The sequence below is a fragment of the Desnuesiella massiliensis genome (assembly GCF_001403615.1).
Lineage (GTDB): Bacteria > Bacillota > Clostridia > Clostridiales > Clostridiaceae > Desnuesiella > Desnuesiella massiliensis.
On sequence record NZ_LN879457.1, the window covers coordinates 1,675,933 to 1,690,202 of the forward strand.

Consider the following 14,270-nt stretch of genomic DNA (forward strand, 5'->3'; position numbering starts at 1 on the left):
ACGCTCACCACCTATCTATTAAAGGCTTTCTTTAAACATTTCGTAACCATTTACTTCTATATCTCTAGCTAAAGCCATATCTCCAGTTTTAACTATTCTTCCATTTACCAATACATGAACATAATCAGGTTCTAAATATTGAAGTATCTTATTATGATGAGTGATTATTAAAATAGCTCTTTCCCCATCCGCTAATAATTTAACTCCTTCTGCCACTACTTTGATAGCATCTACGTCTAAACCCGAATCTGTTTCATCTAATATGGCTAATTTGGGTTTTAATATAGCCATCTGAAGTATTTCATTTTTCTTTTTTTCCCCGCCAGAGAACCCTACATTTAAGTATCTTCTAGCATATTCTTCATCCATCTTTAATAAGTCCATTTTTTCCTTTAGCTCTCTTCTAAAGCTCATCATTTTCACTGGTTCACCAGTAACAGTAGCCTTAGAAGTCCTTAAAAAGTTATCTACTGTAACTCCTGGGATTTCCTCTGGATACTGAAAAGATAGAAATATACCTTTTTTTGCTCTCTCATCAGCTCTTAAGGCATTAATATTCTCTCCTTCGTATATAATCTCACCTTCTGATATCTCATATTTAGGATGACTCATTAATGTATAGGCTAAAGTAGATTTCCCAGCTCCATTAGGTCCCATAATCACATGAATTTCTCCCTTATTAATCTCTAAATCAAGTCCTTTTAATATCTCTTTTTCTTCTATTCTTGTATGAAGATTTTTTATATTCAAGAGTTTTTCTGACACTTCCATTCATCTCCTTAAATATCACATAAAAATAAATAACTATTATATCCGAGTATTCTACTCTGATATTTATATCATACTACTTTACTATGAATTAGTCAAAGACTATTTTAGACTTTAAGTTAATAAATTAACTTAAAAACATCAATTTTTTATTACCATTAAATATGTTTTTTTCCAACCAATCTTTTTTTAATCATTTTGCAGGATGCATTTTGCCAACCTTCATTTTGTTTTTCATTCTTAAGTTGATCTTAAAATAACCTATTAATCGTTTACAATATTTCAATGTATAATTATGCATTTGTGTGCATAAATTTACCTATAAAAATTTTAAAAAATATTATTGACAAGGCTATGAAATTTAATTTATAATAACATTAAAATTTAATACGCAAACAATTCTTATCATGAGAGGCGGAGGGACTGGCCCTTTGATGCCCAGCAACCGGTACTTTGTTTTATGAAGTACAATGGTGCTAATTCCTGCAGCGAAAGCTGAGAGATAAGAGAATGAACCAGGTAATCCAGTACCAGAGTTTGTTCTCTGGTGCTTTTTTATTTTATATATATGAAATTCTATGTAGGCAGCAATAATTGAGGAGGATAACAATGATCCAAATATCTGGAGTATGTAAAAGCTTTAATGAAATTAGTGTATTAAAAAATATCAATTTAACTATTGAGAAAAGTGATATATTTGGAATAATAGGTCATAGTGGTGCAGGTAAATCAACGCTTTTAAGATGTATCAATGGCTTAGAGTCATATGATAAAGGTAAAATTGAGGTCATGGGAAAACATATAGAAAATCTTAATGACAAGGAAGTAAGAACCTTAAGAAAAGATCTAGGAATGATATTTCAGAGCTTTAACTTACTAAGCCGCAAAACGGTTTATGAGAATGTAGCTCTTCCTTTAGAGGTCTGGGGATATTCAAAAGAAGACATAGGTACTAAGGTTAATAAATTATTAGACCTGGTAGGTTTAGCTGAAAAATCTAAGGTTAAGCCTGGTCAGCTAAGTGGAGGACAAAAGCAGAGAGTAGCTATAGCTAGAGCTTTAGCTTTAGAACCAAAAGTTTTACTATGCGATGAAGCTACTTCGGCTCTTGACCCTAAAACCACTAAGGATATACTTCAATTACTCAGCAGAATTAATAAACTTCTAGGTATAACTATAGTTATCGTTACTCACCAAATGGAAGTTATAAAGGAAGTTTGTAATAAAGTGGCCTTAATTGAAGGTGGAGAACTAGTTTATAATGGCACCGTAGAAGACCTGTTCTTAAAGCCAAATCATAACCTAAAGGGCTTTTTAGGTGAGGAGGATGAGGTTACCTTAGAGGGATGTAATATTAAACTTTTCTTTCCAAGCAGCATAAGCAGTCAATCTATAATAACTTCTATGGCAAGAGAACTAGATATAGACTTCTCTATAGTTGGAGGCAAACTAGAGAAATTCAGAGAAAATCTTTTGGGAAGCTTAACTATAAGCCTTAAGGAAGAAAGTAAGGATTCTATATTAAAATACTTAGAAGAAAAACAAATTGATTGGGAGGTGTTGTAGCATGGTATTTCAAGAACTATTATTACCAGCATTACAAGAAACAGTATATATGGTCTTTGTGTCTACCTTCTTTTCAGTATTATTGGGCTTTATACCTGCTATAGTGCTTATAATCACTGCCCCTAATGGATTAAAACCAAATTCCGCAGTATATAAGATTTTAGACTTTATAATAAATATTTTTAGATCTTTCCCATTTTTAATACTGATGATTGCCATTATACCTTTAACAAGACTTATTGCGGGAAAAAGTATAGGAACTAATGCAGCCATAGTACCTTTAACCTTAGGTGCATTGCCTTTCGCTGCCAGAGTTATTGAGAGTGCCATGAAGGAAGTAGACCCTGGAGTTATAGAAGCTGCTAAATCCTTTGGAGCCAGCACTTTTCAAATAATTTTTAAAGTTATTTTAAAGGAAGCCATGCCTTCCATAGTATTAGGCATAACCCTAACTGTAATAAATGTAGTAGGATACTCAGCCATGGCAGGCGCCATAGGTGGAGGAGGCTTAGGAGACGTAGCTGTAAGATATGGATATCATAGATTCCAACAAGATGTGATGATATATACAGTTATAATCCTCATAATACTTGTTCAGCTGCTTCAAAGCTTAGGAAACCTACTTTATAAAAAACTAACAAAATAATTAAGTTTATAATTTTCTGCAGAAAGTATATAAAGATAGCTATCAAATGTAATAACTAAATAAAAGATATAATAAAAACTAAAAAATTAGGGGGTTTTATATATGAAAAAAGTTTTATCATTAGTGTTATCAACAGTTCTAGTACTTGGATTATCTGGCTGTGCAGCTCAAGGTAAATCTAGCACAGGAAGCAAAGACAGTAAAGTTATAAAGGTTGGAGCTTCTCCAGAGCCACATGCAAAAATATTAGAACAAGTTAAACCTTTATTAGAAAAGGAAGGCTATAAACTTGAGATAAAAGAGTTTACTGACTATGTAATTCCAAATACCGCTTTAGCTGAAGGAGAAATAGACGCCAACTTCTTCCAACACGTACCATACCTTGAAAAGACAAAAAAGGAGAAGGGCTTAGATTTAGATTATACTGTTAAGGTTCATATAGAGCCAATGGGCTTGTATTCAAGCAAAATAAAAAATATTAATGATTTAAAGGAAGGTGCTGAAATCGCTATTCCAAACGATCCAACTAATAGTGCAAGGGCATTAAGACTATTAGAAAAAAATAATATAATAAAGCTAAAAGCTGGAGATTTAGTAACAGCTAAAGATATAGTTGATAATCCAAAGAAGTTAAAAATAAGTGAAATTGATGCAGCTCAGCTTCCAAGAGTACTACCTGATGTTACTGCTGCAATTATCAATACCAACTATGCTTTAGAAGGTAAACTTAATCCTCTAAAAGATGCTCTTATAATAGAATCTGGAGATTCTCCTTATGCTAATATACTTGCAGTTAGAAAAAATAATAAAGACAGTGAGGCTATAAAAGCTTTATCAAAAGCATTAACTTCTCCAGAAATAAAAAAATATATTGAAGACACATATAAAGGTAGTATAGTGCCAGCATTTTAATGAGTATATATAAATGGTTATATAATATTTTTATCTTACAAATTTACAACATCCATATATAGGTTTAAATCAAATCTATATATGGATGTTTCATTTTAGATGTTTTTCGTTTTATCTTATATACTTCATTTGAATAAACAGTCCCCTGAGCCAACAACAAAATCATAAATAGATTTTTCTATTAATTCCAATTTATTATAATCTATTATTTCTGGAATATCATTAGTGGTATGAATTATTTTCTTAACATTTTTTTCAATTATACCAATAGATGTGTAACCCTTTTCTTGAAAACTATAGTCATCACTACTTAAGTAGGCCTGACTTACCTTAGAAGTGGTTAAATTATTTATTTCAAAATACTTTTTTAAATTATTATATAACTTATCATAGTCACTACTACTGTTTGATTTTCCATGCAATTTATTAAAACTATGATTTAATACAATATCTTCACCATCTTTGTAACCTACTGAATCAATATTTATATTATATAATTTATCATAAACCCCACTAATTTCAGTTACAAAACTCTTACTACCTGTTAATCCAACCTCTTCTCCATTAAACGCTGCAAAAATAATATCATAAGGAAACGAATTTCTACTAGATTCTTTTTTTAATTTATCAGCTAAACTAATTAACACAGATACTCCGGATGCATTATCTAATGCCCCTCTAATAAGTTTTCCAGATTGTATACCAATATGATCAAAATGTGCTGATATAATAATTGCATTTTTACTTTCTTTGCCGCTTATTTTACCAATTATATTAGAAGCTTCCCTTTTTATTTTAATAGTAGTATCATTATCAGCTGTATCTTCATAACTATAAATGTGGTAATAATTTGTTTTTAAAAATGATTGTAACTTAAGATTGGAAAAAATATTATAAATATATTCTCCAGCAAGCTTATTACCATTGTTTTTAATAAACCTACCTTCAAATTCGTCAGAGGATAATTTTTCTATTATTTCTTTTTTATTAGGAATATTTACTTCTGTATCCTTAATAATATTCTTTTCACTTTCAGGAATTGATTTTTTATTATATGTAGAACATGCAATAAAGAATGAAGTCAGTACTAACAATAATAGCAGTATTGTTTTTTTCTTTTTATTCATATGTTTACCTCATCGTAATAAATACTTCAAATTTAGCATAACATAGTTTTATTTGAAATAATGTAAAATTATGTAACGTACTTTTTTTAATCGTAGACCAATTTGTGATAAAATGCGTTCAAATTATACATCATTGCTCATCATTATAAATACACGATCTAAAATCTAAATATTTATCACTTTAGACTATTTTTCTACTATTAAAATTGAAAATATATTATAATTATGTAAAAGGGTTCATTGGGAGGTTTATAATGAAGTATTATATTAGGCAAAAAGTTTTCTCCTTTGGAGATAAGTTCACTATTAAAAATGAGCAAGGCCAAGATATGTATTGGGTACAAGGAAAGGTTTTTAGCATAGGAAATAAGCTTAAAATCTATGATAATTCCGATAGAGAGATAGTCTATATTGAGCAAGCTTTATTTAAATTTCTTCCTGAATACAATATCTATTATGGAGATAATATGATAGGTAAAGTAAAAAAACAATTCACCTTTTTCTCTAAAAAATTTGATATTTGGAGCAGCTTAGGGGATTATTCTTTAGAAGGAGATTTCTTTGCTCATGATTTTGATATCATAAAACATGGTGTAGGTAGCATAGCCACTATTACTAAGGGCTGGTTTACCTTTGGTGATTGCTATGAAATAGATGTAGCGGAAGGAGAGAATCATCCATTCATTCTCTCTCTTGTAATTGTCATTGACCAGGTGCTTCATGAGGATAGAGGTAACCATAATAACAGTTAATTTTTATTTTTCAAATAATAAAAAATCTAAGGTGAAATTTATACTCCCTTAGATTTTTTAGTTTAATAATTCTTATAATTACTCTTCTTTATTATCACACTTTTTTTCATTATCATATTTCTTTAGTGCTTCTAAAGTAGTATCTCTAACTATCTCCTTTAAATCATATTTAAATGTTTTTAACGCTTTATTTAGCAAGTTATCAACTATGAGGTAAATGGCTCCAATTATTATTAATGAGTATAAAAGATTTCCCATAAACAACACCCCTTTTATAAATTATAACCTTAATCCCATAAATATTCCATATTAGTCTATATATTCAATTGCATTATATAAATAAACACCACCAAAATTTTTTTCCTTAAACAATTTTGATGATGTTTATTATTTAGAAATTATTCTATTTTTTACTCATATCTATATCTAAATCTACTTCAAACATTCTTTTCCAAGGGAATTTAACCTTGCTTACTGAAAAATCATTGTCTTTAAAGCCTTTAATGAGTTTATTATTTATAAAGTCATTTAGTAATTCTTTTGTTCTATTTTCTACCCACTGGGTCTTGTCCTTAAAATTATAGTACTCAAGACCTTGCTCTGGCAGCTCTTTAATGACCTGCTGCCTTACTAAAGCTTGATAGGCACAGTCTTCTACCAGTCTATATATTAGGAATTCCTTATCAGCCTTTCCATAGAAGCTAACTACTCCTGCAGATAATACTGTACCTAAGGTATTACCATTAGTATTCCAGCCGCCATAGGAGGACAGGTCCGCTAATATATTTTCTGATATCATCAAGTCAATTAGTTCTAAGTCTGAACCATTACTATAGGCTACATCAGCAATCATAACTTTTTTACCTTTGGATATATAGCTTTTTGCAGCAATTACAAATTCATTTAGGTTCCTATGGCTATAATTAGTTCTAACTACATTAGTCTGTTCCCAAGACTCTTGCATTTCTGCACCAGGAGTATTTACCATAAGTACTAAATCCGCTTCTATACTATTATCTACAATACTCATACCACAAGATATGATATGTGCCTTTATAGTTTCCATATAAGGTCTATCCTCATACTTTGGAATAATAGTAGGCCCTAATAGGGATGAAAACCGAATAAATACTAAAGGAGTTTTATTAAAGTAGTCATTTAATACTCGTGCTACTAAGGTACATCCTACCTCATCAGCACCTGGATATAGTAATACCTTATCCGCTATTCCCAGATTCTTAATAGTTCTTCTATGCCTGCCCTGCTCTTGAGATTGGACTCCATAAAGAGCAGCATCATCTTGAGGAATAACGAAATAATTAAATACTCCCTCTTGAACTAAGCTTAATAGCCTTTCAGTAACCTTATAATTCTTTTCTCTTCTACTGAAATAATCTTCCACATGCTCTTTGGGTGTATTTTTTAGTAAGCTCTCATATCTGTCCTTATCCTCTTGACACCCATGACCTCTGCCTATTTTATCCCTTATCCAAGATATATTAAATATATTTTCTCCAAACTCACTATAGTAATCTGGCTCTTCCTCTGAGCTATTATAAGCTGGAACTCTCATAATTAAATCAAAAGCAAATATTTTTATATCAGGATTTTTACTCTTTAAATTTCTTAATCTTTCGCAGCTTAAAAGCAGTTCATCTTCTTTAAAATTGTGCAGCCTTGAGGGTAATAAACCTCCATAAAGCATCATATCCATTGAAATTATAGCATATTGAGCATTTTCAATATTACTCTCTAAGAACTGCCATAGTTTTTCAAGACATGCAGGAGACTTTTTATGGTTTAAAATACTTTTATCTGGAACTATGATATTAATATCTGAAAACTCAGCTACTATTTGTTGAGGATATTTATAATTACATGGTCTTTCATCTAAGGGAATATATAATATATTCATTTTTTAACCCCCTAATTTCTATACTTATGCTAATTATATAAATCAGTGAGGTTAATGTCTTTTACTTTTTTCCATTTATATTAGGTATGTTTCCAAATTATTTTGCGGAGATTTCTAATGAATTTGATTCAGCTACTTTCTTAAACCATAGCCCTGATTTTTTTATGCTTCTTTTGAAATTATTTTCTATGTCAACTCTAAAGAAGCCATATCGATTTTTATAACCATTAAGCCAAGACCAATTATCCATAAAGGTCCATATATGATATCCAAAACAGTTGGAGCCTTCACTTATCCCTTTATGCAGCCATATTAAGTGCTCCTTGATAAATTCAATCCTATAGTCGTCTTCAATAATATCTTCATTATTTATGAACCTCTCTTCTTCTTGAACCCCCATACCATTCTCTGATACATACCAAGGTATATTTCCATAGTTATTTTTTATATTCATTGCTATATCATAAATACCCTTTTCGTAAATTTCCCAGCCTCTATATTTATTCATTTTTCTCTCTGGCCACTGATAATAATCAAAAAAAGCTTCAGGCATCAAGGGTTTATTACTGTCCCAAACTTTACTTGGAGCTTTTACTCTCCTAGGCTGATAGTAATTTACTCCTAAGAAATCCACCTTATTATTTAATAATATATTTTCATCCCCATCAGATATAACGGGAATCAAATCATTTTCTTTAATTAGAGAAATCAATTCCTCCGGGTATTTCCCATTAACTGCTGGATCTAAGAAGCTTCTGTTAAATAGTAAGTCTGCTATATTAGCAGCCTTTAAATCCTCAGGATTTTCATTGTCTCTAGGGTAGGAAGGAGTTAAATTTAGTATTATTCCTGCTTTCCCGTCCTGCTTCAAGCTCTTGTATTTTTCAATGGCTTTTGCGCTAGCTATAGCAGTATTATAAGCCACTTGTACCGCTCTTTTCATATCTATCACACAAGGATAATGAAACTCATAAAGATAACCGCATTCCACTGGAACTATAGGTTCATTGAAAGTTGTCCAATATTTAATCTTGTGTCCAAATAAGCTGAAGCACTGCTCTGCATATTCTGCAAAAGCCTCTACTATTTCTCTATTTTCCCAGCCCCCTATGTTCTGCATGGCCAAAGGCATATCAAAGTGAAAAAGACATATTATAGGAGTTATATCCTGATTTATAAACTCATCGAATACATCATTATAAAAATTTACAGCCTCTTGGTTAATTTCACCTCTGCCATCTGGTATCAACCTTGACCATGAAATTGAAGTACGAAAAGAATTAAAGCCTATTTCTTTCATCCTTTTTATATCTTCTTTATACATGCTATAAAAATTTGATGTATCCTTAGGCCCTATATTATTAAAAAACTTTTCTGGATTAATTTCATACCAGTAATCCCATATATTTTTGCCTTTACCATGCTCTAAAGAAGCACCTTCAGTTTGAGTAGCCGAGCAAGCTGCTCCCCACAAAAAATTTGGTGGAAAACTAAGATTATATTTATCGTTACTCATTATTACATTTCTCCTTGCCTTTGAAGATAATTATATAATGCGCCTATAAGATTAGCATCATTATTAAATTCACATTTTTGTATTATTGGTCTTACTTTTGCTATTTCTATAGAGTTCATAATAGAGTCTAATTTTTCATTTATTCTTTCTAAGAAGTCTTCTCTTATACTTATAGCTCCTCCAATAATGATCTTTTCTGGATCATACATGTATTGAATATTAAATATGCCTTTAGCAAAATTAAAATAAAATCTTGATATAGCCTCTAAGCAGTCTTTGTCTCCTTGTTCTGCCATTTCAAATACCTTTTTACCATCTATACCGCTAACTTCAATATTCTTAAGCTTTGCCGCAGTTCTTACTAAGGCTATGGTAGATCCTACATCACTCCAGTTTTTAAACACTGTTTCTCCATTTTCCTCACAGATATCCATAATCATATATCCAAATTCCCCACCATGAAGATTTGCCCCTTTATGGATTCTCTTGTCTTTCACTACAGCGCCGCCAATACCGGTGCCGCAAACTACAAATAGAACATCCTTATTATCCTTTGCTGCCCCTATCCATACTTCTCCTAAAGCGGCACAATTAGCATCATTTTCTAATTCTGCTTTAAGGCCTGTTTCTTTTAGTAAAATTTCTTTAAAATTAGGTCCATGGATGCAGGGGAGGGCACTAGCGCCGCCTATTATTCCAGTTTCACTATCCACTCCACCTGGACAGCTAAGAGCTATACCTGCTATAGCATATTTCTGCTTATAATCCTCTATTACTTTAATCATTTGATTTATAAATATCTTAAAATCCTCTGTACAAGATGGATAGCTGTCTCTTTCTAAAAACTCGCTGTTAGAATTCATTATGGCATACTTTACGCTTGTTCCTCCAACATCAAAAACAATATAGTTTTTCATAAACTCTCTCCCCCTATATTTAGACATTGTATACGGTTTTATTATATTATACAGATTTTTAGAAGTATATATTACTAATAGTCCCTTTATAAAATACCTATAATTTATATATAAAATCTATAAAATGTTCATTTTTTATTAATTGAAACCTTATAAATATGTGCAAATAGCTTTATATTTTTTTATAATAAAAAAATACTTATTATTATCTTTTAATATTTTATATTATCTTCCTATATCTTTTATTTTTGACTTTGACTTTCTTTGACTTTAATATTATTATATAAGTGTAATAAGAAATAAAACATAAGTAAATAATATTATTAAAAATTTAAGGAGGTAGTCTTATGTTTGATTTAATTCCTTTCAGAAAATCTAATAATTTGAGGAGAAGAGATAATTTTGATGATTTATTCAATGATTTCTTTAATGAAAACTTTTTATCTCCTTTTAACATGATGGAGAACTCTTTTGGAGTAGACTTAAAAGAAACAGACGAAAACTATTTAATTGAAGCTGATTTACCAGGCGTTAAAAAAGAGGATATTAATGTTAATTTTGAAAATAATCACCTTACCATAAGTGCAAAACGTGATGACTCCACAGAAGAGAAGAAGGAAAACTATGTAAGACGTGAAAGACATTATGGTGAATTTAAAAGAAGCTTCTATGTAGATAATGTAGACGAAAATTCCATAAATGCTTCCTTCAATGATGGTGTACTAAAGTTAGTATTACCTAAATTGAATAAGAATAAAGATTCAAAACGCAAAATAGATATAAACTAAAAAGAAAGGGCCTTTAAAAGGTCCTTTCTTTTAGTAGTCTTGATGAACTACATCCAAATTTCCAAACTTACTAAATTGTCCAAGCCATGCTAATCTAACAGTACCTACTGGACCATTTCTTTGCTTTGCTATGATACATTCTGCTACGTTCTTTTCTTCTGTTTCTTTGTTATAATACTCATCTCTATAAAGAAACATTACTAGGTCGGCATCCTGCTCTATAGAACCTGATTCTCTAAGGTCTGAAAGCATTGGTCTATGATCTGCTCTCTGTTCTGGGGCACGGGATAGCTGAGATAAGGCTATAACTGGGCATTCCATCTCTTTGGCTAAGGCTTTTATAGATCTAGATATTTCAGATACCTCTTGTTGTCTGCTTTCTCCTCCGCTGCCAGACATCAATTGCAGGTAGTCTATAATTATCATATCTATACCATACTCTAGTTTTATTCTTCTGCATTTGGAACGCATTTCCATGACAGATACCCCTGCAGTATCATCAATGTATATCTTAGCAGCAGCTAAAGGCCCTGATGCTCTAGCTATATTTTCCCAATCTTGATCATCTAGATTACCTGTTCTAAGCTTTAGCATATCTACATTAGCTTCTGCACATAAAAACTTATAGGCCAATTGCTCTTTTGACATTTCTAGAGAAAATATTACTATGCTTTTATTCTCTCTTAGGGCAGCGTGTTGAGCAAGATTTAATACAAAGGTAGTCTTCCCCATAGAAGGCCTTGCTGCAATAAGTACCATATCCCCCTTTTGAAAGCCAGAGGTCTTGCTGTCTAAATCTAAAAAACCCGAAGGGACACCAGTAGCCACTCCTTTATTATTAAAGATCCTTTCTATTTCTAAGAATCCTCTCTCAAGTACAGTACTTATAGGTTCAAAATCATTAGTACTTCTTTTTTCCGCTATATCAAATATTCTCTTTTCTGCAAAATCTAAAACGTCCTCTACATCCCCCTGTTTATTGTAGCTCTGCTCTATTATCTCATTGGATGCCTTGATTAACTTCCTAAGCATTGCTTTCTGCTCTACAATCTTAATATAGGATTGTAGATTAGCAGTAGAAATTACCGCATTTGCTATTTCAGTGATATAGGTTATTCCTCCAATAGACTCAAGTTTTTCCTTTGCCCTCAGATGTTCAATAAGAGTAACCATATCTATAGGTATATCTTTCTGGAATAACTCCATAATAGCAGCATAAATTACTTTATGAGCGTCCCTATAAAAATCATCACTTTTAAGAACCTCTGCCGCTTGAGCTATAGAGGTTTTATCTATAATCATTGCACCTAAAACAGATTGCTCTGCTTCTATATTTTGGGGCATGCTCTTCATAAGAGGTGCTTCCATACAACATCTCTCCTAATTAATAAAATTGTTTATATTAATAGAGAAACAACTCCTTTAAATTTAGAAGTTGTTTCTTTTTAAATACGCATTATTAAAATGCTATATCCATAAGCTCCTCAATGGTATCTACGGCTTTCACATCTATATCCGTTAATCCTAGTGGAACTTCTTTATAATTGTCTTTAGGCACAAGTACAAGTTTTATACCCTTTCTTCTTGCACCATAGACCTTTTCAAAGATTCCGCCTACAGGTTTAATATTTCCTCTAAGAGATATTTCTCCTGTTACAGCTATATCCTGTCTTATGGGTTTTTCCATTAGGGCACTTATGATACATATAGTTATAGCTGCACCAGCAGAAGGTCCATCAATTTTACCGCCTCCGATGACATTAACATGTATATCATAATCCTTTATATCTTTATCTGTAATCTTTCTTATTACTGACGCAGCATTAAATACAGAATCCTTTGCCATGGAACCTGCTGTATCGTTAAACCTAACTATACCTGCGCCTTTTTCCTTTGCAGGAAACACTGCAGCTTCAATCTCTATAGTAGAACCTATAAAGCCGCTTACTCCTAATCCATATATATGTCCTATCTCTTGCTTATTTTCATTGTTCATCATTTCATAAGGAGTAAATCTACTTATAGCTAGTACTTCTTCCACATCTCCTTTGGTTATAAGAAGCTTATCTTCTTCACCTGCTTTTGTGTTATAAAGTACATATCCATAGGCATCAGCTAATATATTTACTGCTTTTCTACCTTCAATAGTATATCTGCTTATAATTTCCGATACACCCTGTTCTAAAGCAATTCCTAGTTTCTTTGCAGCATTTTCTACTATATTTTCTATATCTTTAGCTGATAAAGGTTCAAAATAAACTTCTGTACACCTTGAACGCAATGCTGGATTTATCTCTTCTGGCTCTCTAGTAGTTGCACCAATTAACACAAAATCTGCTGGTGCTCCATTATCAAAAAGATACTTTATATACTTTGGAGTGTTTTCATCCTCTGGATCATAATATGAAGATGAAAATTCTACTCTCTTATCCTCTAGAACCTTCAATAGCTTATTTTGAAGAATTGGATCTAGTTCCCCAATTTCATCAATAAAAAGCACTCCTCCATGGGCCTCTGTGACCAAACCTGGTTTTGGCTCTGGCACGCCAATTTCTGCTAAATCTCTCTTGCTTCCCTGATATATAGGATCATGTACTGAACCTAAAAGAGGGTTAGTTATTTCTCTAGGATCCCATCTTACTGTAGTTCCATCCACCTCTACAAATTTAGCATCCTCTTTAAAAGGAGTAAATTTTAGCTTTTTAGCTTCTTCTAAAGCTAAACGAGCAGCAGTGGTTTTGCCCACTCCTGGAGGTCCATAAAGTATTATATGTTGTGGATAAGGTGAAGAAATCTTAGAAAGTAAAGATTTAATTGCTCTTTCTTGTCCTACTATTTCTTCAAAGCTTTCAGGCCTTAATAGACTCTGAAGACTCTTGGTAAGTTTTTTAGAGTCAAGAACTTCTAAATGAGCATACTTTTTTAAAGTCTTTGCATTTTCAGGTCCCTTTTGCTTTCTTATAATGCTCATCCTAACTTCATCCACATATTTCTCTTGCTTCTCTACTATCGCTTGTTCAACCTGAGCTTCTATCTTATTTTGTATATATCTTCTTGCTAATTGCTCTGATATCCATTTATTTGTATCTTCCATAACTTCATAAATATTTTGAGCATTAGGTATAGTAGCTATGCCTTTACCATCACTAGCAATTTTATTTAAAGCATAAGCTCTCTTATATATATCATCACTATTTACATGTTTCTGTAGCTTAAACTTTACTGTTCTTGCTTTTACAGCACCTTGGTCTAAAATATTGTTTAACACCTCAAAAAGTACATTTATTTGTGATTCTACATTTACACTTTCTTTTAACACATTTTGTACTTCATTCGTTTCAAATTCTGACTTCAAAATTTATC

13 protein-coding genes and 1 riboswitch are annotated in these 14,270 nt (G+C 31.7%); of the genes, 5 read left to right on the top strand and 8 right to left on the bottom strand.

The features are described from left to right. Positions 1-18: 18 nt before the first annotated feature. Positions 19-765 (bottom strand): Fe-S cluster assembly ATPase SufC, encoded by a 747-nt coding sequence (gene sufC, locus BN2665_RS25815; RefSeq protein WP_055670068.1) that lies wholly within the window; start codon positions 763-765, stop codon positions 19-21. Positions 766-1,167: 402 nt separating this feature from the next. Continuing rightward, positions 1,168-1,277: riboswitch (SAM riboswitch) on the top strand. Between the two features lie 100 nt (positions 1,278-1,377). On the opposite strand from sufC, the gene BN2665_RS25820 reads away from it, so the two are divergent. The 3 genes from BN2665_RS25820 to BN2665_RS25830 all read left to right on the top strand — a co-directional run bounded on the left by BN2665_RS25820 (position 1,378) and on the right by BN2665_RS25830 (position 3,892). After that, positions 1,378-2,334, top strand: coding sequence for a methionine ABC transporter ATP-binding protein (locus tag BN2665_RS25820; RefSeq protein ID WP_055669944.1), 957 nt, complete (start codon positions 1,378-1,380; stop codon positions 2,332-2,334). 1 nt (position 2,335) lies between these two features. After that, positions 2,336-2,980: a methionine ABC transporter permease gene (locus tag BN2665_RS25825; RefSeq protein WP_055669945.1), complete on the top strand. Its 645-nt coding sequence runs from the start codon at positions 2,336-2,338 to the stop codon at positions 2,978-2,980. Between the two features lie 102 nt (positions 2,981-3,082). Continuing rightward, positions 3,083-3,892, top strand: a complete 810-nt coding sequence (locus BN2665_RS25830; protein ID WP_055669946.1) for a MetQ/NlpA family ABC transporter substrate-binding protein — start codon at positions 3,083-3,085, stop codon at positions 3,890-3,892. Positions 3,893-4,017: 125 nt separating this feature from the next. Here the strand turns inward: BN2665_RS25830 and BN2665_RS25835 are convergent, their stop codons facing one another. After that, complete coding sequence (locus BN2665_RS25835; protein WP_055669947.1) at positions 4,018-5,019, bottom strand: M28 family metallopeptidase; 1,002 nt, start codon at positions 5,017-5,019, stop codon at positions 4,018-4,020. Positions 5,020-5,273: 254 nt separating this feature from the next. Between BN2665_RS25835 and BN2665_RS25840 the strand changes: the two genes are divergently transcribed. Then, positions 5,274-5,771, top strand: a complete 498-nt coding sequence (locus BN2665_RS25840) for an LURP-one-related/scramblase family protein (RefSeq protein WP_055669948.1) — start codon at positions 5,274-5,276, stop codon at positions 5,769-5,771. Positions 5,772-5,849: 78 nt separating this feature from the next. On the opposite strand, the gene BN2665_RS25845 is transcribed toward BN2665_RS25840, so the two are convergent. The 4 genes from BN2665_RS25845 to BN2665_RS25860 form a co-directional block, all read right to left on the bottom strand. Then, positions 5,850-6,029: a hypothetical protein gene (locus tag BN2665_RS25845; protein WP_055669949.1), complete on the bottom strand. Its 180-nt coding sequence runs from the start codon at positions 6,027-6,029 to the stop codon at positions 5,850-5,852. A gap of 145 nt (positions 6,030-6,174) precedes the next feature. Beyond that, positions 6,175-7,686 carry a DUF4127 family protein gene (locus tag BN2665_RS25850; RefSeq protein WP_055669950.1) on the bottom strand — a complete coding sequence of 504 codons (1,512 nt, stop codon included), beginning with the start codon at positions 7,684-7,686 and terminating at the stop codon, positions 6,175-6,177. Between the two features lie 97 nt (positions 7,687-7,783). Then, positions 7,784-9,202: a glycoside hydrolase family 1 protein gene (locus BN2665_RS25855; RefSeq protein ID WP_055669951.1), complete on the bottom strand. Its 1,419-nt coding sequence runs from the start codon at positions 9,200-9,202 to the stop codon at positions 7,784-7,786. A gap of 2 nt (positions 9,203-9,204) precedes the next feature. Then, positions 9,205-10,119, bottom strand: coding sequence for an ROK family protein (locus tag BN2665_RS25860; RefSeq protein WP_055669952.1), 915 nt, complete (start codon positions 10,117-10,119; stop codon positions 9,205-9,207). Positions 10,120-10,466: 347 nt separating this feature from the next. Between BN2665_RS25860 and hsp18 the strand changes: the two genes are divergently transcribed. Then, the gene (gene hsp18, locus BN2665_RS25865; RefSeq protein ID WP_055669953.1) at positions 10,467-10,907 is read left to right on the top strand and encodes a heat shock protein Hsp18; all 441 of its coding nucleotides are present in this window, start codon (positions 10,467-10,469) and stop codon (positions 10,905-10,907) included. 30 nt (positions 10,908-10,937) lie between these two features. On the opposite strand, the gene BN2665_RS25870 is transcribed toward hsp18, so the two are convergent. Together BN2665_RS25870 and lonC are read right to left on the bottom strand one after the other, a co-directional pair. Continuing rightward, positions 10,938-12,275 carry a replicative DNA helicase gene (locus BN2665_RS25870; RefSeq protein WP_055669954.1) on the bottom strand — a complete coding sequence of 446 codons (1,338 nt, stop codon included), beginning with the start codon at positions 12,273-12,275 and terminating at the stop codon, positions 10,938-10,940. A gap of 91 nt (positions 12,276-12,366) precedes the next feature. Then, positions 12,367-14,262 (bottom strand): Lon family ATP-dependent protease, encoded by a 1,896-nt coding sequence (gene lonC / locus BN2665_RS25875; RefSeq protein WP_055669955.1) that lies wholly within the window; start codon positions 14,260-14,262, stop codon positions 12,367-12,369. Positions 14,263-14,270: the final 8 nt, after the last annotated feature.

What these genes read in the sequence shown, in the direction of transcription:
- BN2665_RS25850 (WP_055669950.1), bottom strand. Translation starts at nt 7,686, where the DNA reads ATGAATATATTATATATTCCCTTAGATGAAAGACCATGTAATTATAAA.
- BN2665_RS25825 (WP_055669945.1), top strand. Translation starts at nt 2,336, where the DNA reads ATGGTATTTCAAGAACTATTATTACCAGCATTACAAGAAACAGTATAT.
- BN2665_RS25830 (WP_055669946.1), top strand. Translation starts at nt 3,083, where the DNA reads ATGAAAAAAGTTTTATCATTAGTGTTATCAACAGTTCTAGTACTTGGA.
- BN2665_RS25845 (WP_055669949.1), bottom strand. Translation starts at nt 6,029, where the DNA reads ATGGGAAATCTTTTATACTCATTAATAATAATTGGAGCCATTTACCTC.
- BN2665_RS25855 (WP_055669951.1), bottom strand. Translation starts at nt 9,202, where the DNA reads ATGAGTAACGATAAATATAATCTTAGTTTTCCACCAAATTTTTTGTGG.
- BN2665_RS25840 (WP_055669948.1), top strand. Translation starts at nt 5,274, where the DNA reads ATGAAGTATTATATTAGGCAAAAAGTTTTCTCCTTTGGAGATAAGTTC.
- BN2665_RS25870 (WP_055669954.1), bottom strand. Translation starts at nt 12,275, where the DNA reads ATGGAAGCACCTCTTATGAAGAGCATGCCCCAAAATATAGAAGCAGAG.
- hsp18 (WP_055669953.1), top strand. Translation starts at nt 10,467, where the DNA reads ATGTTTGATTTAATTCCTTTCAGAAAATCTAATAATTTGAGGAGAAGA.
- BN2665_RS25820 (WP_055669944.1), top strand. Translation starts at nt 1,378, where the DNA reads ATGATCCAAATATCTGGAGTATGTAAAAGCTTTAATGAAATTAGTGTA.
- BN2665_RS25860 (WP_055669952.1), bottom strand. Translation starts at nt 10,119, where the DNA reads ATGAAAAACTATATTGTTTTTGATGTTGGAGGAACAAGCGTAAAGTAT.
- BN2665_RS25835 (WP_055669947.1), bottom strand. Translation starts at nt 5,019, where the DNA reads ATGAATAAAAAGAAAAAAACAATACTGCTATTATTGTTAGTACTGACT.